We start from the raw sequence: 18,695 nt of genomic DNA on the forward strand, positions 1-18,695 counted from the left end.
GTGGCCGTCACCGTGCTCGACCAGGCGCCCAGCCTGGCCCAGCTCTACGCCAAGGCCGCCGTCACCGCCTTCGGGCGGGGCGGCGGCCTGCCGGACACCCACCTCGCGCGCCACGGTGTCGAGGTGGACCCGGCGCACCACGCCGCCTACACCCGGGTCTGCCGGCTGCCCCTGGACGACGTCCTGCCGGCGACCTACCCCCACATGCTCACGTTCCCGCTGCAGATGGCGCTGATGAGCGACCGCTCGTTCCCCCTGGCGCTGCCGGGTCTGGTGCACGTGCGCAACCGCATCGACGTCCTGCGGGCGATCCGCGCCGACGAGCCGCTCGACCTCGAGGTCTGGGCCGAGAACTTCGCCCAGCACCGCAGCGGCGCGGCGGTCGACCTGCGCGCCACGGTCTCGGCCGGTGGCGAGGAGGTGTGGCGGTCGACGTCGACGTATCTGGCCCGCGGCGCGAAGGCGCCCGAGGGGGCGCCCGAGGCCGACATCGAGGTGGTCGTCGGCGACCTCGAGCGGGTGGCCGCCACCTGGCGGATCCCGGACGACGCCGGCCGCCGCTACGCCAAGGTCTCCGGCGACGTGAACCCGATCCACCTGTCCGGGCTCACGGCCAAGGCCTTCGGGTTCAAGCGGGCGATCGCGCACGGCATGTGGGTCAAGGCCCGCGTGCTCGGCGCGCTGGCCGGCCGCCTCCCGGACGCGATCGGCCTCGACGTCAGCTTCCGCAAGCCGTTGTTCCTGCCCTCGACGGTCACCCTGTCGACGGCGCAGGAGAACGGCGGCTGGGACTTCGCGGTCCGCAACCAGAAGAGCGGCACCGAGCACGTCGTCGGCACCATCCGCCCGCTGTAGCCCGAGGAGCCGCCCGATGCCCGTGTCCTTCGACCTCACCGAGGACCAGGTCGAGCTGCAGAAGTGGCTGCACCAGTTCGCGGCGGACGTCGTCCGCCCTGCGGCGCACGAGTACGACGAGCGGGAGGCCTTCCCGTGGGACGTGCTGCAGGAGGCGGCGAAGATCGGGCTGTACTCGCTCGACTTCTTCGCCACCCAGTGGTTCGACGAGTCCGGCCTCGGGATCCCGATCACCATGGAGGAGCTCTTCTGGGGCGACGCCGGGATCGGGCTGGCCATCGTCGGCACCACGCTGGCTGCCGCCTCGGTCCGCGCCAACGGCACCGACGAGCAGGTCGGCCAGTGGATCCCGGCGATGTTCGGCACGGTCGAGGAGCCGAAGGTCGCGGCCTTCTGCTCCTCGGAGCCCGACGCCGGCTCCGACGTCGGCGCGATGCGCACCCGCGCCGTCTACGACGAGGCGACCGGCGAGTGGGTGCTGAACGGCACCAAGACGTGGGCCACGAACGGCGGCATCGCCGACATCCACGTGGTCACCGCCGTCGTCGACCCCGAGCTCAAGGCGCGGGGCCACGCGAGCTTCGTCGTCCCGCCGGGGACGAAGGGCATCTCGCAGGGGCAGAAGTCCTCAAGCACGGGATCCGCGCCTCGCACACCGCCGAGGTCGTGCTCGAGGACTGCCGGATCCCCGGCGACTGCCTGCTCGGCGGGCGGGAGAAGCTCGAGGAGCGGCTGGCGCGGGCACGCGAGGGCGTGAGGAGCGGCCGCACCCAGCCCTCGATGGCGACGTTCGAGCGCACCCGGCCCGGAGTCGGCGCGCAGGCGGTCGGCGTCGCCCGGGCGGCCTACGAGTACGCGCTGGACTACGCGAAGCAGCGGGTGCAGTTCGGCCGGCCGATCATCGAGAACCAGGCGATCGCGTTCATGCTCGCCGACATGAAGACCTCCATCGACGCCGCCCGGCTGCTGGTGTGGCGGGCCGCGTGGATGGCGCGGACCGGCCAGCAGTTCACCTCCGCCGAGGGCTCGATGAGCAAGCTCGTCGCCGGCGAGACGGCGGTGCGGGTGACCGAGCGGGCGATCCAGATCCTGGGCGGCAACGGCTACACGCGGGAGTACCCGGTGGAGCGGATGGCGCGGGACGCGAAGATCTACACGATCTTCGAGGGCACGTCCGAGATCCAGCGGCTGGTCATCGCGCGCACCATCTCGGGCGTCCACATCCGCTGATGACCAGGGCGTTCCGTAACTGTTCGATCACGTTGCGCTGCGCAACGGCTCCAGTCCGTCCGTAATGGACGAGCGGTCGTGATCAATGTCGGGTGAGCCCGGACCCGGGCCTCGCGCCCGGCGCCCCGGGCACCCAGAGAATGGGAGTCCGGCGTGCTGGCCGCGTCCTTCCCCCGTCGTGCCGCCGGCCTGCTGGCCGCGGGCACGGTGGGGTTGTCCACCTTCCTCGTCCCGGGCCTGGCCCGCGCCGCCACCTACGACATCGACGTGACCGGTGCCGTCGACCGCACGGTGGCCATCCCCTCGACCGTCTGCGCCGTGGACTGGGAGATCGCCGGCGCCATCGGCGGCAACGTCTCCGGGACGAGCGGCCAGCCCGCGACCTACGGGCTCTACGGGATGGCGATGCACGTCCGGACCACCGTCGTACCGGGCAGCACCCTGATGATCCAGCCCGGCCAGAAGGGCGGGAGCGTCGCCGGGGGGACCACCGACGCGGGCGCCGGTGGCGCCAGCGGCACCCGGCCGTCCGGCGGCTCCGGCGGTGCCGGCGCCGGCGGGGGAGGCGGCGCGACCATCGTGCGCAGCGGCGCGACCGTCGACGCGCCCCTGCTCCTCGTCGCGGCCGGCGGTGGCGGTGCCGGGACCCGCGGCAACGGTGGCGACGCGGTCGACTGGCCGGAGGGCACGGCGTACTACATCCCGCCGTACACCGGCCCCACCGGTCCGGCGATCAGCGGTGGCGGTCCCGGGGACGGCGAGCGGGAGCGCACCCACCCGGGTGCGCCCGGCTCGGGCGGTGCGCCGGTGAACGGCGCCACCGGCACCCCCGGCGAGGCAGGTACCGCCCTGCTGGGCGGCGACGGGCCGGCGGGCGCCGGTGGCGGTGGCGGCGGGGTCCTCGGCGGTGGCTCCGGCGGGTCGGACGGGACGCACGGCAGCGGTGGAGGCGCCGGGTCGTCGTTCGCGACTGCCGTCGTGGACACCCCGGACAGCTGGATCGACCGGAACATGGACCCGGCGGACAACTGGGTCGGCTACGCCCGCGGGACGTACGTCCCCTGCGCCGCGACCCCCACGCCCACACCTTCGACGACGTCCACGCCGCCCTCGTCCTCCGCCGTCCCGGCCCCGGCCACGGTGCCCGCCGCGGACGGCCCGCTGAGCACCTCGCGGGGTGCGGTCAGCAGCGTGGCCGCCGGCCAGCAGCTGACGCTGACCGGCTCGGGCTACGCGCCGGGCTCCCTCGTCGACCTCTACGTGTACTCGACACCGCAGAAGATCGGATCGGTCACCGCCGACTCCTCCGGCAGGTTCTCGGCCCAGGTCACCCTGCCCGCCGGGCTGGCGGCCGGGAAGCACTCCCTGGTCGCCACCGGGCTGGACGCCCACGGGGCTCCGCACTTCCTGCGGATGGACGTCGTGCTGACAGCCGCGGACGGCCGGCGCCTGGCCGCCACGGGCGCGGACGTGTCGGTTCCCGCGGTCCTCGGGCTCGCCGCCGTCGGCGTCGGCGTCGGCCTCGTGGGCGCCGCCCGCCGTCGGCGCCCGGCTGCCTGACGCCACCGCCTGCCCGCACTGCGGTCGGGGGCTGCCTCCGGGTTCCCCCGGCCGCGGGATGTGGAACGGGATCGGCCTTGAACCGATCCGCACAAGCCCGGACGACGGCCCTGTGGCTTCTCGCCTTGATTTTCCGGCCTGTTGGCCTGGGAATTCGCCGCGAGGTAACGATCGGGTAACGCGACGCAACAGTTCCGCCGCATGCGCGGCGACGCATTCCCCGCGGACCCCGGCGTGGTCTGGTCACCCCGTCCGGAGTCCCGGGCCACCGCCCCGGCGAATCCGGGTTCCCCTGAGGGAGTCGACGTGCAGCTCACGTCATCGCCCCGTCGTGCGCTCGGTCTCCTGGCCGCCAGCACGATCGGGCTGTCCACCGCACTGCTCGGCGTCGCCGGCGTCGCCCAGGCCGCTCCTGCCGACGTGCCCCAGGCGCCCACCATCGACAGCGTCTACGGCGGCGACACCACGCTGTCGGTCTTCTTCGCCGAGGCCGAGGAGGACGAGGCCTTCGCCTACGCCGACGACTGGGAGTACCAGCTCGACGGCGGCGCCTGGGTGGACGCGACCGTCGACTGGAGCTCGGGCTTCGGGCAGTTCGACATCCCGGCGCTGACCAACGGTCAGACCTACAGCGTCAAGGTCCGCGGCGTCGACACCGACGAGATCGACCCCGGTAACGACATCGCCGGCACGGCCTCGGCCGCCAAGGACGGCACGCCCTTCAAGCCGATCGGCGCCCCGGGCACCCCCACCGTCTCGACCGGGCCCTCGTCCCTGACGGTCAGCTGGACCGCTCCCACCGTGGCCGGCACCTACGACCTCGCCGGGTACGAGGTCCTGATCCCGCAGAGTTTCGGGGAGATGGGCGGCCCGTCGACGATCTGCGAGACCGGCCCCGCGACGACCACCTGCACCTTCGGGGTCAAGTCCGGCGTGGCCCATGACGTCTGGGTCGTCGCGTTCGACGAGGAGGGCAACTACGGCGTCGAGGTCGGTCCGGTCGCCAGCGGCGTCGTCCCGGCCCCGGCGGTCCCGGCGACCGCGCCCACCAAGAACGGCGACCTCACCATCGCCGGCGGGGCCAGCGGCGTCGTCGCGCCCGGGACGAAGCTGACGGTCTCGGGCACCGGCTACGCGGCCGGCTCGTCGGTCTCGGTCATCATCTACTCGACCCCGCAGGTCCTGACCACGGTCGTGGCCGACGCCTCGGGCAACTTCAGCGTCGAGGTCACTGTCCCCGCCGGCCTCGCCGCCGGCAGTCACACGCTCGTGGCCTCGGGCGTGGACGCCAACGGCGTGCTCCGCTACGTGACCGTGCCGGTCACCGTGAGCGCGTCCGGCACCGCTGCGGTCAGCGGCGCGAAGCTGGCCAACACCGGCGCCGACGTCACCGTCCCGGCGATCGCCGGCCTGGGGGTCCTCGGCCTGGGCGCCGGCCTGATCGTCGTCTCCCGCCGCCGACGCACCACCGCCTGACCCGTACCCCCCGCTGACCCGGGGCCCGAGCCTGCGAGCTCGGGTCCCGGGTCGCGGCACGCAGCACCTGCATCACGGACGGAACCGCCGATGACCCACACGCAACCCCTCGAGCGGGTGCCGCCACCCCCGCCTGCCGGTGAGCCCGCCCCGGCGCCGCCCCGCGAGCGCTGGCGTCGCGTCGTCCAGGGCATCGGCGAGGTGTTCGTGACGTGCGGCCTGGTGGTCCTGCTCTTCGTCGTCTACGAGCTGGTCGTGACCGACGTGCTCACCGACCGGCGGCAGGGCGAGCTCTCCCAGCAGCTCCACGAGGACTGGGACCGCTCGCCCACCGTCGTGCCCGTGCACGAGAGCAAGGTCGGTGACGCCTTCGGTGTCCTGCACATCCCGCGCCTGGGTCTGGACTACGAGCGCGTGGTCCTCGAGGGCACGGAGGAGCAGCAGCTCTCGCAGGGGCCGGGTCACTACACCGGCACCGCGATGCCCGGGGAGCAGGGCAACGTCTCCTTCGCCGGCCACCGGGTCGGGAAGGGGTCGCCCTTCCTCGAGCTGGACCAGCTCGTGCCCGGCGACCCGATCGTCGTCGAGACCTCGGACAGCTGGTTCGTCTACCGGATGCTCGGTGACGTCGCGACCGGCGACGTCGACGCCGACCCCAGCGGCATCCCCGGCCGGCAGATCGTCCGACCGGAGGAGGTCGACGTCATCTCCCCGACCCCGGGACAGGCCGCGTCGGCCCCGCCGAGCGGCGCCTACCTGACCCTGACCACCTGCCATCCCCGATACTCGGCGCGGCAGCGGCTGATCGTCCACGCGTCCCTGGACGCCACGATCAGCAAGGCGGACCTGCCCAACGGGCCCGCCGCGCTGAACGAGCGCTGAGGGAGGAGCACCGCGTGTACGGCTGGATCTGGCGGCACCTGCCCGGGCCGACCGCGGCCAAGGCGGTGACGGCGCTCGTGCTGCTGCTCGCGGTCGTGGCGCTGCTGCTGTTCGTCGTCTTCCCGTGGGTCGAGCCGCACCTGCCCTTCAACGACGTGACCGTCGACCAGTAGCGGTTCCGCCGAGAAGGCAGTTGTGGTCGCTCCGGACGGCGTGTCCCGCCGTGTCGACGACCACAACTCCCTTCTCGCCGCTCGGGACGCCGGCGTCAGCGGTTGCGGCCCAGGGCGTCGTGGCTGGTCACCCAGTCGCCGGCCAGGATCGCCGAGGTGAGCGAGATGTCGCCGGCCAGCACCACGCCGGCGCAGATCTCGGCGAACTTGTTGACCTTCCCCGAGCCGTAGCAGCCGAGGATCTCCAGGCACTCCCGCTGGGTGGGCAGCCCGGTGCCGCCGCCGTACGTGGCGACGATCAGCGAGGTCAGCGTGGTCGACCAGTAGTAGTCGCCGTTGTCCAGCAGCTGCGCGTACGTGACGCCGGAGTGCGACTCCGCCACGTTGGCGACGTCCTGACCGGTCGCGATGAACATGGCGGTCAGGCCGTTGGCCGCGTGCGCCCCGTTGTACGCGGCGCCGGACATGAAGGCGCCGGCCATCCCGATCTGCCGGTACTCGAACAGTTGCCGGGTGGTGACCCCGGTGATCCGCTGGAGCACCTCGTCCGGGATGGTCACCTCGGCGACCACCCGCTTCCCGCGGGTCATGAGCATGTTGATCTGCGAGTGCTTCTTGTCGGTGTCGATGGCGCCGGAGAGCACGTAGCGGGGGTGGTCGGGGTGGTTGGCCTTGATCCACTCGCAGGCGGCGAGCGTCGCCTTGCCGGTCATGTTCTGGCCGGCCGCGTCGCCGGTCGTGTAGTTGACCCGCAGGTAGCGCAGCGGCCCGATCTGGTGCTGGCCGATGTAGGTGAGCTTCCCCGAGCGGGTGGTCGCCTCGGCCGCCGCCCGGATCTCGTCGAGGTGCTCGTCCACCCAGCGGCCGAACTCCCGGGCCTGCAGGGCATCAGGGAGCATGAACGCCGGTGCCCGCTGCATGTGGTCGTCGACGACCGTCGTCTTCACCCCACCGCACTCGCCGATCAGGCGCATGCCGCGGTTGTAGCTGGCCACGAGGGTGCCCTCGGTGGTGGCCAGGGGCACGAAGAAGTCGCCCTGGGCGTGCTCGCCGCGCACGGTCAGGGGCCCGGCCAGGCCGATCGGCACCTGCGCGACGCCGGTGAAGTTCTCCACGTTGCCCGGCAGGACGGCGGGGTCGAAGGAGTAGTTGCGCACGTGCTCGAGGTCGGCGCCGGTGCGCTCGGCGACGAACGACTGCCGCTTGTGCGCCATCTCGTCGGTGTAGTCGTGCTCCCGGTCGCGGGGGATGCGGGTGCGGTGCGAGGACTGGACGTCGGTCATGGGGGCCTCTTCCCGGACGGCGGTGCGGTCGCGCATCCAGTGTGATCCGGCTCACTCGTCCTCGCGCAGCGACGCCGATGTTGCGATGCGGTGACGATGCCGCTCACCGCCGTGCTCGGGTCGCCAACCAGCACGAACCGGTCCAAGGTCGGAGACGGATGCCCTGCTCCCGAGCCTCCGGAGGTCACCGTGCGCGCCATCCGACCACTCGCCCTGGCCGCGGCCGGCGCCCTCGCCCTGACCGCGTGCAGCGGCGGCGAGAGCGTCGACACCCGTGGTGGGGGCGGCGGGGGCGGGGACAACGTGCTGGTCGCCGCCGTCAGCGCGCAGCCCGACCAGTTCGACCCGCACGTGACCAGCGCCTACCCCAGCTTCCAGGTGCTGGAGAACGTCTACGACACCCTCGTCGTCCCCAACGCCGAGGACCTGACGATGGAGCCGAGCCTGGCCGAGTCGTGGGAGACCAGCGAGGACGGGCTGACCTGGACGTTCACGCTCCGGGACGACGTCACCTTCCACGACGGCAGCGAGTTCGACTCCGCCGACGTCGTCTACTCCTACAACCGGATCATCGACGAGGAGCTCGCCAACTCCTACCGGTTCGCCAACGTCGCGTCGGTCGAGGCGCCGGACCCGCAGACCGTCGTCCTCACCCTGACCCAGCCGACGCCGAACCTGCTCGCGCTCATCGGCGCCTTCAAGGGCATGTCGATCCTCCCGGAGAACGCCGCCGAGGACCTCGACCTCACCACCGAGGCGAACGGCACCGGGCCCTTCCGGCTGGAGAGCTCCGACGCGAGCAGCACCGTGCTGACCGCCTACGAGGACTACTGGGGCGGGGCGCCCAGCATCGACGGCGTCGAGTTCCGCTACATCACCGAGCCGGCCGCCGCGCTCACCGCGCTGGAGAACGGCGAGGTCCAGTGGACCGACAACGTGCCGCCGCAGCAGGTCGAGTCGCTGAGCGGGAGCGACGACGTCGAGCTCGCCACCACCTCGAGCGTCGACTACTGGTACATGTCCATGAACTACGCGCGGCCGCCGTTCGACAACCCGGCCGTCCGCCGGGCCATCGCCACCGCGGTCGACCGGGCAGAGGTCACCGAGGCCGCCCGCTTCGAGGCCGCCCAGCCCAACCAGACGGCGATCCCCGAGGACTCCTTCTACTACTACGACTACGCGCCGTTCGAGCCGGACGAGGACGCCGCCCGGCAGCTGCTGACCGACGCGGGGGTCACCACCCCGATCGACATGGGCCTGATGGTCACCGACGAGTTCCCCGAGTCGGTCACCGCCGCCCAGGTCATCGCCAGCCAGCTCGAGCCGATCGGGATCGACGTCGAGGTCGAGGTGCTGGACTTCGCGACGTGGCTGGACCGGCAGGACCAGGGCGACTTCGACGCCTTCATGCTCAGCTGGCTGGGCAACATCGACCCGGCCGACTTCTACGAGCAGCAGCACATCACCGACGGCTCGAGCAACTACCAGGGGTACAGCAACCCGCAGGTCGACCAGCTGCTGACCCAGGCCGCGACCGAGGTCGACGACGACGCCCGCAAGGACCTCTACGACCAGGCCGCGAAGATCATCGTGGACGACGTCAGCTACCTGTACCTCTACAACCCCGACGTCGTGCAGGCCTGGGCGCCGGGGCTGTCGGGCTACCAGATCCGGGCCGACCGGGCGATCAACTTCGAGGAAGTGGAGCTGCCCTGACCCGCTACCTGCTCCGGCGGGCGGGCCAGTCGCTGGTGGTGCTGGCGGGCGTCAGCGTGCTCGTCTTCTCGCTGATCCACCTGGTCAAGGGCGACCCGGTGCGGCTGGCGCTCGGCACGCGCTACTCGCAGGAGTCCTACGACGCCCTGCGGGCGCGCAACGGGCTGGACCTGCCGCTGGTCGAGCAGTACTTCCGCTGGGTCGGCCACGCGCTGACCGGGGACCTCGGCGTGAGCTTCCGCAGCGGTGAGCCGGTGACCAGGCTGATCGCCGAGCGGTTGCCCGCGACCCTCACCCTCGCGTTCGCCGCCATCCTGGTGGCGCTGGCGATCGCGATCCCGCTGGGCACGCTGTCGGCACTGCGGCCGCGCTCCCTCACCGACCGGGCCGCCACCGTCGTCAGCCAGATCGGCATCTCCGTGCCCGACTTCTGGCTGGCGATCGTGCTGATCCTCGTGTTCGCCGGGACGCTGGGCTGGCTGCCGTCCGGCGGGTACGTGCCGCTGACCGAGGACCCGCTGGGCTGGTTCCAGCGGCTGATCCTGCCCACGATCGCCGTGGGCGTGGTCTCCGGCTCGGTCATCACCCGCTTCGTCCGGTCGAGCGTGCTGGAGGCGCTGGGCTCGGACCACGTGCGGACGGCGCAGGCGAAGGGGCTCCCGGGGCGCCAGGTGTTCGGCTGGCACGTGCTGCGCAACGCCCTGCTGCCGCTGGTGACGGTCACCGGTGTCCAGCTGGCCTACCTGCTCTCCGGCGTCGTCGTCGTGGAGATCGTCTTCTCGTGGCCGGGGCTGGGCCAGCTGGCGCTGCAGGCGGTGGAGGCCCGCGACTACCCGGTGCTCCAGGGCGCCGTCCTGCTCTTCGCGCTGACCTTCCTGGTGATCAACCTGGTGGTCGACCTGCTGTACACCCGGATCGACCCGAGGATCCGCCGATGACCGCGGTACCGATGAAGCCCGCACGGCCGCGCTGGCGGGAGACGCTGGGGCTGCTCGCCGGCAACCGGACGGCGCTGATCGCCTCGCTGGTGCTCCTCGCGATCGTCGTGGTCGCCGTCTTCGACGACACGTTCGCGCCGCAGGGCCCCAACGAGCAGGACATCGCCAACCGGCTGGAGCCGCCGAGCTGGAGCCACCCCTTCGGCACCGACGACCTGGGCCGGGACATCCTCAGCCGCGTCATCCTCGGGGCGTCGGTCTCGCTGAAGGTCGGCTTCCTGTCCGTCGGCCTGGCGCTGGTGGCCGGCACGCTCATCGGCCTGCTCGCCGGCTTCTACGGCAGGTGGGTGGACGACGCCCTGATGCGGCTCATGGACATGCTCTTCGCGTTCCCGGCGGTGCTGCTGGCCATCGCGATCCTCGCCATCCGCGGGCCGGGGACGTCGAACACGATCATCGCGATCGCGGTCGTCTACGTGCCGATCTTCGCCCGGGTGACGCGCGCCAGCGTGCTGGGCGTCCGGGAGGAGGTGTACGTGCGCGCCTCCCGCTCGGTGGGCGCCTCGGACCTCCGGCTGCTCACCCGGCACGTGCTGCCCAACGCCGCGCCGCCGATCATCGTGCAGACGTCGGTCAGCCTCGCGTTCGCCGTCCTCGCCGAGGCGGCACTGTCGTTCCTGGGCCTCGGCACCCAGCCGCCGAACCCGTCCTGGGGGCTGATGCTGGCCGAGGGCCGCGGCTACATCGACCTCGCGTGGTGGCTGGCGTTCTTCCCCGGCATGGCCATCGTGATCACCGTGCTCTGCTTCAACCTGCTCGGTGACGGGCTGCGCGACGTCCTCGATCCGCGGCAGCGGACGCTCATGGCGGGGAGCGCGGAGTGACCGCGCCGGTGCTGGAGGTCGAGGACCTGCGGGTGCAGCTGCGCACCCCGCGGGGGACGGCGCACGTGGTGAACGGGCTCTCCTACACCGTCGGACCCGGCGAGACGGTCGCCGTCGTGGGGGAGTCGGGCAGCGGGAAGAGCGTCTCGGTGCTGGCCCTGCTGGGCCTGCTGCCCCCACGGGTGGCGACGGTCAGCGGTCGGGCGCTGCTGCAGGGCGAGGACCTGCTGACGATGGGTCCCGAGCGGCTGCGCCAGGTGCGCGGGCCCGGTGCCGGCATGGTGTTCCAGGACCCGATGACCTCGCTCAACCCCGTGCTGACCGTGGGCAAGCAGATCGTCGAGGGGCTGCTGGCCCACGGCGACCTCTCCAAGCAGGCTGCGCGCCGGCGGGCCGCGGAGCTGCTCGGCGAGGTGGGCCTGCCCGATCCCGAGCAGGCGCTGGACCGCTACCCGCACGAGCTGTCGGGCGGCATGCGCCAGCGGGTGGTCATCGCGATCGCGCTGTCGAACTCGCCGGCGCTGCTCATCGCCGACGAGGCGACGACGGCCCTCGACGTGACGGTCCAGGCGCAGATCATCGACCTGGTCGAGAAGCTGCAGGCCGACCACGGCACCGGCGTCATCTGGATCACCCACGACCTGGGCGTCGCGGCGGGGATCGCCGACCGGGTGCTGGTCATGTACGGCGGCCGCTGCGTGGAGGACGGCACCGTGGACGACGTCCTGGAGCACCCGGCGCACCCGTACACGCGAGGGCTGCTCGGCTCGCTGCCCGACCTGGCCGCACCCGCCGGGCCGGACGGCGAGCTGCCCGACCTCACGACCGTGCCGGGGCTGCCGCCACCGCCGACGGACCTGCCGGCCGGATGCGTCTTCTGGCCGCGCTGCCCGGTGCGGGGCGACGCCCGCTGCGAGACCGAGCAGCCGCCGCTGGTGCAGATCGGCGGCCCCTCGGGGTTGCCCCACCGGGCGGCGACGTGGTGCGGCCATGAGTGACGTGCTCGTCTCCGCGCGGGGGCTCGAGGTGCACTTCCCCGTCCGCTCGCCGAAGGGGGTGCTCCGGGCTGTCGACGGCGTGGACCTCGACATCCACCGCGGCGAGACGCTCGGCCTGGTGGGGGAGTCCGGCTGCGGGAAGTCGACCCTCGGCAATGCGCTGCTGCGCCTCGTCCCCCCGACCGGCGGCACGGTCACCTTCGACGGCACCGACGTCACCGCACTGGACCGGCGCGGCCTGACGACGATGCGGCGCCGGGCGGGGATGGTCTTCCAGGACCCGTTCGCCTCCCTCGACCCCCGGCGCACCGTCGCGCAGACGGTGGCCGAGCCGCTGGAGGTGCACGGCCTGCACGGTGGCCGGCGGGAGCGTGCGGCACGGGTCGGGGAGCTGCTGGAGCTGGTGGGACTGGACCCGACCGTGGCCGGCCGCTATCCGCACGAGTTCTCCGGCGGGCAGCGGCAGCGGGTCGGCATCGCCCGGGCGCTGGCCGGCGAACCGGACTTCCTGGTCTGCGACGAGGCGATCGCCTCCCTCGACGTCAGCGTGCAGGCGCAGGTGCTCAACCTGCTGCGGCGGCTCCAGCGGCAGCTCGGGCTCACGCTGCTGTTCATCTCCCACGACCTGTCCGCCGTCCGGCACGTGGCCGACCGGATCGCGGTCATGTACCTGGGGCGGATCGTGGAGATCGGGCCCGCGGCGGCGGTGGGGGCGGATCCGCAGATGCCCTACACGCAGGCGCTGCTGTCGGCGGTCCCGGTGCCGCACCCCGCCCGGGAGCGCGAGCGGCGGCGCATCGTCCTGCGCGGGGACGTGCCCTCGCCGTCCGCCGTCCCGAGCGGCTGCCGGTTCCGGACCCGCTGCCCGCACGCCTTCGAGCCGTGCCCGACGGTCGACCCGGCGCTGCAGCCGGTCGGTGCGGCAGGTCAGCTGGCCGCCTGCCACCTGCACGGCGTCGTCGGCACCCCGGTCACCGATGCGCCGGAGGGCGTCACGGAGCAGCCGGCGTCCTGACGGTCAGGCGTCGGCGCGGACCAGGCGGGGACGCGCGGCGACCAGCCCGACGAGCAGCTGCCCGACCAGCAGCGCGAGCAGCACGAGGAGGCCGGGCGTCCAGTCGTCGGTCAGCTCGTGCAGGAGGCCCACGACGAGCGGACCGGTGGCCGCCAGCAGGTAGCCGAGGCTCTGCGCCGCCGCCGACAGCCGCCCGGTCTGGGCGACGTCGCGGCTGCGGACGAGCACCAGCGTCATCGCGAGCGGGAACGACGCCCCGGTGCCGAGCCCGTACGACACCGCCCACACCGTCGGGGCGGCGGTCGGGGCGAGCAGCAACCCCAGGAGGCCGACGGCGATCGCCGCGGCCGACACCACCACCCAGACGCCCTGCCCCGGACGGCGCGCGGCGAGCGGCGGGACGACCAGGGAGAGCGGGGCGCCGACCAGGGCCGCGACGGCGACCAGCACGCCGGCGCGCACGGGGCCGACGCCCGCGTCGTCCCGGAGGATCTGCGCCAGCCAGGTGAGCAGCGCGTAGAACGACAGCGACTGGAGGCCGAAGAAGACCATCACGGCCAGTGCCACGCGGTCGCGCAGGATCGCGGTGCGGCGTCCCGACGCGGGCGGTGGCGCCGGGACCTCCGGACGCCCCCGGGCCAGGAGGGCGAGGCCCACCGTGGCGAGGACGACGGGGGCGAGCCACACCGCGAGCCCGCCGAGCGCGCTGCCGGTGGCGGCCGCGAGCGGCTGGGCGAGCCCCGCCCCCAGGCTGGCCGACAGCGCCATCGAGCCGGTCACCGCGCCGACCACGACGGCGCTGCGGCTGCCGAAATCGGCCCGGGCGACGGCGGGCAGCAGCACGTTCGCCGCCGCGATGCCGGCGCTCAGGACGACGGTGCCGACCACGAGCCCGACCGCCCCCGCCGAGCGCAGCGCGATGCCGACGCAGATCGTGGCGGTGCCGGCGAGCACCGCCCGGTGCAACCCGATGCGCGCCGCGAGGACCGGGGCCAGCGGTGACAGCAGGCCGAAGCAGATCAGCGGCAGGGCCGTGACGACGGCGAGGGTGCCGGTCGAGACCGAGAGCTCGTCGGACACGCCGTCGAGGACGGGACCGACGGCGGCGAAGGGGCCGCGCAGGCAGAGCGCCGTGACGACGATGGCCGCGGCGGGGGCGATCACGGCCCACCGGGTGCGGCCGGTGGTGGTTCCCTCGGCGCGCACGACGGCCATCCTCCGCCGGGCCCGCCGGCCGCTCGCGCGGGGGGTGGGCGGGGACCGGGTCGCGGGCACTAGCCTCGACGGCGCCAGGAGGGCTCGCCTAGTGGCCGATGGCGGCGGTCTTGAAAACCGCTAAGAGGTAACCCCTCTTCGTGGGTTCGAATCCCACGCCCTCCGCCACCGCCGACACGCCGTGTCGCGCCCGCGGCCCGGGATGACCGCCCGGTCGGTGACCGTGTTTCCGCAGGTGGACGTGCCGCATGTCGACAAGACGGTGCACCGGGCGGCAGGTCACCGGCCCGTCGGGAGGCCGGTCGCAACGGTTCGGTGACGGGCGGTCCCCGGCCTGTCGGAAGTCATCGGCAGGCCCCTGCCCGCACGTGACCATTGCACCTGTCCGCGGCACTTCCCCGCCGCGACCAGGGGTGCTGAGGGAGTTGCCGCGTGACCATGGGCGCGACGATGGGGTGGCCGGCGGTCGCAGTGCTGGGCTTCGTGCTGCTGACCGGTGTGGTGGTCGCCCTGGGGACCAGTTCGACCGCCCGCTACGAGTTCGAGCGCAACGGCGCCCGCGAGCGCCAGAGCCCGGGTGCGCACCGCATCGGCAGCCACCCGGCCGGCAGCCGCGCGGAGAGCCGCCCGTCCGCCGGGGGCGACACGCAGGCGCTGCCCCGGGCCGTCGCGGTCCGGCCCGCGCCGGCGGCTCCGGCCGGGCCGGCGTGGTGGCTCGTCGGCGACGACGCCGTGGTGCTGGCCGGCCCGTTCGGCGACCGGATCGACGCCGACTGGGCGGCCCTGGCCGGCGAGCTGCCCGCCGTCTCGGTCTTCGGCGCCCGCCGGCCCGACGGCACCGTGGCCGTGCGCCCCTCTCCCGAGGAGCGGGCCTGGCTGGTCGACCTCGGCAACCAGCTCGACCGGCTGCCGGTCGAGTGGGACGAGCTGCTGACCGACACCGACCCGCTCACGACCCTCGTGGTCGAGGTCGCGGCCGCTCTCGTCGAGGCGGGCCTGTCGCTGCACGACCCCGAGGGCTCGGCGGCCGGCGGCGTCTGCCTGATGCCCGAGCTCGCGGCCCAGGGGATCGTCGTCAGCTGGCGGGCGCACGAGCGGATGAGCGTGCACCACGCCCGGGGCGGGGCCGCCGCCGCGACCGTGCGGCAGTCGATGAACGCCACGATCGCCGACGTCCTGGCCAACCTCGGCTTCGTCGTCGAGCCCTTCGACGCCTCCGGGAGCTCCCTGGTCACCGCCCTCGGCTGACGCTCGGGAGGCGCCGCGCGGACCACCCGGGCATGCTGGGCGGACCCTGGTCAGGGGGAGGCCGGCAGCGTTCCGGCTCGTCCGCGACTCGCCGATAGCGACTCGCCGTGAAGCCGCAATCACGCTCTGGACACAGTTTGTGAGCGCACCTAACGTGACGGCCGAGCCGCCCGAGAGCGCTCGCCGGTGATCCCGCCGGGGGGCCGGGTGGCTCTTCTTCCCGACCCCAGGAGAGCCGTTCGTGAAGAGAGCACTGGCCGTCGTCATGGGAGCCGCGCTGCTCGCGGCCGTCCCGGCCACAGCAACCGCAGCACCTCCGGAGAACAGCGCGGACCCCGCTCCCCAGCGGGCGCACGACCTGCCCAACCCGCTCGGCGACCAGCAGCGCGAGGAGCGGGCCGCCGGCCTGGAGAAGGTCCTCAGCGGCGAGGCCGTCGCCCGCGGGGCCAACAAGGTCGTCCAGCTCGGCCGCGGCAAGTACGTCGAGCTCGCCCGCGAGGACGAGGACGCCATCTGGACCGTGCTCGGCGAGTTCACCGACCTGCCGCACAACCAGATCCCCGAGCCCGACCGCCGGGTCGACAACACCACCATCTGGACCGAGGACTTCTCCCGGGACTACTTCGACCGGATGCTCTACTCGTCGGCCGACGGCGTGAACTCGGTGGCCAACTTCTACGAGGAGCAGTCCTCCGGCCGGTACAGCGTGACCGGCGAGGTGGAGGACTGGGTGACCCTCGGCGGCGAGCCCGCCGCCTACTACGGCGAGGGCGACGACGACCGGCGGACCTGGGAGTTCCTCGAGGAGACCCTCGACGCCTGGTACCAGGAGCAGTTGGACGCCGGGAAGACGACGGCGCAGATCGACGAGTACCTGGCGCAGTACGACGTCTGGGACCGCTACGACTTCGACCAGGACGGCAACTTCGACGAGGCCGACGGATACATCGACCACTTCCAGGCCGTCCACTCCGGCATGGGCGAGGAGGTCGGCGGTGGCGCGCTCGGCGCGGACGCCATCTGGTCGCACCGCTGGTACGTGAACTCGGCCGGCGAGGGCACCGAGGGGCCGCAGCTCGCCGACGGCACGCAGGTCGCGCTCGGCGGCACGCAGGTCGGGCAGTCGAGGTACTGGATCGGCGACTACACCGTCGAGCCCGAGAACGGCGGCGTGGGCGTCTTCGCCCACGAGTTCGGCCACGACCTCGGGCTGCCCGACCTCTACGACACCTCCGGCAACAGCGGCGGCGCGGAGAACAGCACCGCCTTCTGGACCCTGATGAGCTCCGGCTCCTACGGCAACAGCGGCCGTCCCGAGGACGGCATCGGCACCAAGCCGATCCCGATGGGCGCCTGGGAGAAGCTGCAGCTGAACTGGCTGAACTACGAGGTGGTCGAGTACGGCAAGAGGCGCACCGTGCAGCTCGGCCCGGCGGCCTACAACACCCGCCAGAAGCAGGCCCTGATCACGCTGCTGCCCGACCGCGAGGTGACGACGACGATCGGCGCCCCGTTCGAGGGGAACGACTTCTGGTACTCCGGCTCGGGCGACGACCTCGACAACACGATGCTCGTCGCCAAGCCCGCCGGTGCCTCGACGCTGACCGCGAAGGTCAGCTACGAGATCGAGGAGGGCTGGGACTACGCCTACGCCGGATACGTCGACGGCGCGCGGTTCGTGCCCCTGCCGACGAACATCCCGACCGACGACGACCCGAACGGCCAGAACGCCGGGTACGGCATCACCGGTTCGACGGACGGCGCCTGGGTGGACCTGACCGTCGACGTCAGCACCGTCCCGGACGGCGCACCGATCGGGTTCCGCTACTGGACCGACGGCGCGGCCGCGGAGAAGGGCCTGCTGGTCGACGCGACCGCCGTCGACGGCACCCCGGTGGCGGAGTGGGCGCTGGACGGCTTCACCGAGACCGCCGGCACGACGGTGGAGAGCCACTTCAACGCCTACATCGCGGAGAACCGGGCCTACACCGGCTACGACACCGGGCTGCGCACCGGGCCGTACAACTTCGGTGACCCGACCCGTCCCGACTGGGCGGAGCGGCTGCCGTACCAGGACGGCCTGCTGATCAGCTACTGGAACAGCCAGTACACCGACAACAACGTCGGCGCCCACCCGGGCGCGGGGCTGATCCTGCCGGTCGACGCGCACGCGGAGCTGCTGTACGAGCCGACTGACGACGAGGGCACCGACCGGACCGACGGCGAGAGCTGGCGGCCGCGGATCCAGTCCTACGACTCCACCTTCGGGTGGCAGCCGACCGACCGGATCACGCTGCACGACCCCGACACCGGCGTGGAGAGGCGGTACGGCGGGCTGCTGCCGGTGCCGTCGTTCGACGACCGCGAGGACTGGTACGTGGCACCGGGCGAGCAGCCCGACGCCAACGGCTGGACCGGGGTCGACGTGCCGAAGACGGGGACGCGGATCAGCGTGCTGATCCAGAACCCGCGGAACAACATCACCACGGTGCACGTGGGCTGACCGGCCGCAGCCGGACAGCGGAGGCCCGGTTCCCCCCGTGGGAGCCGGGTCTCCTGGGCTCTAGACGGTTTCCGGCGAGTGCCGGACGACCAGTTCCCCGCCCCGCGCGGCGAGCTCGTCGCCGAGGTGGCGCAGCACGTCGAGCCCGTCGTCGTCGGCGTCCCGGACGCCCTGCAGGTCGAGGACGACGCGGACGTGCCCGCTGCCGTGCAGGGACTCGGCGGTGCCCCGGAGCAGGTCCGCGCCCAGGGAGGTGAGGTGGCCGCTGGCCCGGATGAGGCCCCTGCGGACGTCGACGGACTCGGACAGCATCAGGCCGCCCGCCGGTCGCCGGCCGGCTCGAGCTCGAGCACCCGCCACAGCCCCGTCCGGTGCAGCAGGTCGAGGGTCCGGCGGTTGGCGCCGCGCAGCACCACGCTGCCGCCCCGGGCCCGGCAGGTGCGGTGGGCGGACAGGAAGCTGGCGACGGCGGGGCTGGCCAGGTGCTGCACCCCGCTGAGGTCCACGACCAGCCCGCGCGCGCCCGCCAGCAGCGCATCGTGGAGGAGCCAGCGCACGTCGGCCAGGCCGTCGGCGAGCAGGTCGTCGCTCAGCCGGATCGTCACCTGGTCGCGCTCGGCATCGAGCCGGGAGTGCGCAGCGGCACGGACGGCGGTGGCTGTCATCGGCATCTCCTCGCTGGGGTCGGGACGGACGACCCGAGCCTGGACCTCGGACAT

General features: G+C 73.1%; 18 protein-coding genes and 1 tRNA gene. 15 read left to right on the forward strand and 4 right to left on the reverse strand.

The genetic code is table 11. The features are described from left to right. From DCS98_RS00610 to DCS98_RS22765, 7 genes are all read left to right on the forward strand, one after another. Positions 1 to 855: a MaoC family dehydratase gene (locus DCS98_RS00610; protein ID WP_116449429.1), complete on the forward strand. Its 855-nt coding sequence runs from the start codon at positions 1 to 3 to the stop codon at positions 853 to 855. Between the two features lie 16 nt (positions 856 to 871). Next, entirely contained in the window at positions 872 to 1,612 is a 741-nt protein-coding gene (locus DCS98_RS23460; RefSeq protein WP_241036977.1) for an acyl-CoA dehydrogenase family protein, read from the forward strand. Positions 1,613 to 1,635: 23 nt separating this feature from the next. After that, positions 1,636 to 2,085: an acyl-CoA dehydrogenase family protein gene (locus DCS98_RS23465; RefSeq protein WP_241036978.1), complete on the forward strand. Its 450-nt coding sequence runs from the start codon at positions 1,636 to 1,638 to the stop codon at positions 2,083 to 2,085. 153 nt (positions 2,086 to 2,238) lie between these two features. Next, positions 2,239 to 3,645, forward strand: a complete 1,407-nt coding sequence (locus DCS98_RS23815; RefSeq protein WP_164704306.1) for a hypothetical protein — start codon at positions 2,239 to 2,241, stop codon at positions 3,643 to 3,645. A 306-nt stretch (positions 3,646 to 3,951) separates the two neighbouring features. Further along, positions 3,952 to 5,121, forward strand: coding sequence for an LPXTG cell wall anchor domain-containing protein (locus tag DCS98_RS00635; RefSeq protein ID WP_116449433.1), 1,170 nt, complete (start codon positions 3,952 to 3,954; stop codon positions 5,119 to 5,121). 90 nt (positions 5,122 to 5,211) lie between these two features. Then, positions 5,212 to 6,003: a class E sortase gene (locus DCS98_RS00640; protein ID WP_116449434.1), complete on the forward strand. Its 792-nt coding sequence runs from the start codon at positions 5,212 to 5,214 to the stop codon at positions 6,001 to 6,003. Between the two features lie 14 nt (positions 6,004 to 6,017). Continuing rightward, positions 6,018 to 6,176, forward strand: a complete 159-nt coding sequence (locus tag DCS98_RS22765; RefSeq protein ID WP_164704307.1) for a hypothetical protein — start codon at positions 6,018 to 6,020, stop codon at positions 6,174 to 6,176. A gap of 95 nt (positions 6,177 to 6,271) precedes the next feature. On the opposite strand, the gene DCS98_RS00645 is transcribed toward DCS98_RS22765, so the two are convergent. Beyond that, positions 6,272 to 7,459: a hydroxymethylglutaryl-CoA reductase gene (locus DCS98_RS00645; protein ID WP_116450081.1), complete on the reverse strand. Its 1,188-nt coding sequence runs from the start codon at positions 7,457 to 7,459 to the stop codon at positions 6,272 to 6,274. Positions 7,460 to 7,648: 189 nt separating this feature from the next. On the opposite strand from DCS98_RS00645, the gene DCS98_RS00650 reads away from it, so the two are divergent. From DCS98_RS00650 to DCS98_RS00670, 5 genes are read left to right on the forward strand one after another with little or no spacing between them, the layout of a single operon-like run. Continuing rightward, the gene (locus DCS98_RS00650; RefSeq protein WP_206340038.1) at positions 7,649 to 9,175 is read left to right on the forward strand and encodes an ABC transporter substrate-binding protein; all 1,527 of its coding nucleotides are present in this window, start codon (positions 7,649 to 7,651) and stop codon (positions 9,173 to 9,175) included. Positions 9,176 to 9,183: 8 nt separating this feature from the next. Then, on the forward strand, positions 9,184 to 10,113 hold the full coding sequence (locus tag DCS98_RS00655) for an ABC transporter permease (protein WP_277394598.1): 930 nt from the start codon (positions 9,184 to 9,186) through the stop codon (positions 10,111 to 10,113). Next, entirely contained in the window at positions 10,110 to 10,997 is an 888-nt protein-coding gene (locus tag DCS98_RS00660) for an ABC transporter permease (protein WP_206340039.1), read from the forward strand. Before DCS98_RS00655 ends, DCS98_RS00660 begins: the two co-directional genes overlap by 4 nt. Then, positions 10,994 to 11,995: an ABC transporter ATP-binding protein gene (locus DCS98_RS00665; protein ID WP_116449435.1), complete on the forward strand. Its 1,002-nt coding sequence runs from the start codon at positions 10,994 to 10,996 to the stop codon at positions 11,993 to 11,995. The genes DCS98_RS00660 and DCS98_RS00665 overlap by 4 nt, the downstream gene beginning before the upstream one ends. Continuing rightward, positions 11,988 to 13,010 (forward strand): ABC transporter ATP-binding protein, encoded by a 1,023-nt coding sequence (locus tag DCS98_RS00670; RefSeq protein ID WP_116449436.1) that lies wholly within the window; start codon positions 11,988 to 11,990, stop codon positions 13,008 to 13,010. Before DCS98_RS00665 ends, DCS98_RS00670 begins: the two co-directional genes overlap by 8 nt. A 3-nt stretch (positions 13,011 to 13,013) precedes the next feature. Here DCS98_RS00670 and DCS98_RS00675 read toward each other — a convergent pair whose 3' ends face one another. Beyond that, positions 13,014 to 14,216 carry an MFS transporter gene (locus tag DCS98_RS00675; protein WP_241036985.1) on the reverse strand — a complete coding sequence of 401 codons (1,203 nt, stop codon included), beginning with the start codon at positions 14,214 to 14,216 and terminating at the stop codon, positions 13,014 to 13,016. Between the two features lie 86 nt (positions 14,217 to 14,302). On the opposite strand from DCS98_RS00675, the gene DCS98_RS00680 reads away from it, so the two are divergent. From DCS98_RS00680 to DCS98_RS00690, 3 genes are all read left to right on the forward strand, one after another. Then, positions 14,303 to 14,393, forward strand: a tRNA-Ser gene (locus tag DCS98_RS00680). Between the two features lie 270 nt (positions 14,394 to 14,663). After that, on the forward strand, positions 14,664 to 15,473 hold the full coding sequence (locus tag DCS98_RS00685) for a hypothetical protein (protein ID WP_241037156.1): 810 nt from the start codon (positions 14,664 to 14,666) through the stop codon (positions 15,471 to 15,473). Positions 15,474 to 15,714: 241 nt separating this feature from the next. Next, complete coding sequence (locus DCS98_RS00690; RefSeq protein WP_116449438.1) at positions 15,715 to 17,976, forward strand: immune inhibitor A domain-containing protein; 2,262 nt, start codon at positions 15,715 to 15,717, stop codon at positions 17,974 to 17,976. 60 nt (positions 17,977 to 18,036) lie between these two features. Here the strand turns inward: DCS98_RS00690 and DCS98_RS00695 are convergent, their stop codons facing one another. Beyond that, on the reverse strand, positions 18,037 to 18,288 hold the full coding sequence (locus DCS98_RS00695; protein ID WP_116449439.1) for an STAS domain-containing protein: 252 nt from the start codon (positions 18,286 to 18,288) through the stop codon (positions 18,037 to 18,039). Continuing rightward, positions 18,288 to 18,641, reverse strand: coding sequence for an STAS domain-containing protein (locus DCS98_RS00700; RefSeq protein ID WP_116450086.1), 354 nt, complete (start codon positions 18,639 to 18,641; stop codon positions 18,288 to 18,290). The genes DCS98_RS00695 and DCS98_RS00700 overlap by 1 nt, the downstream gene beginning before the upstream one ends. Positions 18,642 to 18,695 lie beyond the last annotated feature (54 nt).

The organism is Blastococcus litoris (assembly GCF_003075095.1).
Taxonomy (GTDB): domain Bacteria; phylum Actinomycetota; class Actinomycetes; order Mycobacteriales; family Geodermatophilaceae; genus Blastococcus_B; species Blastococcus_B litoris.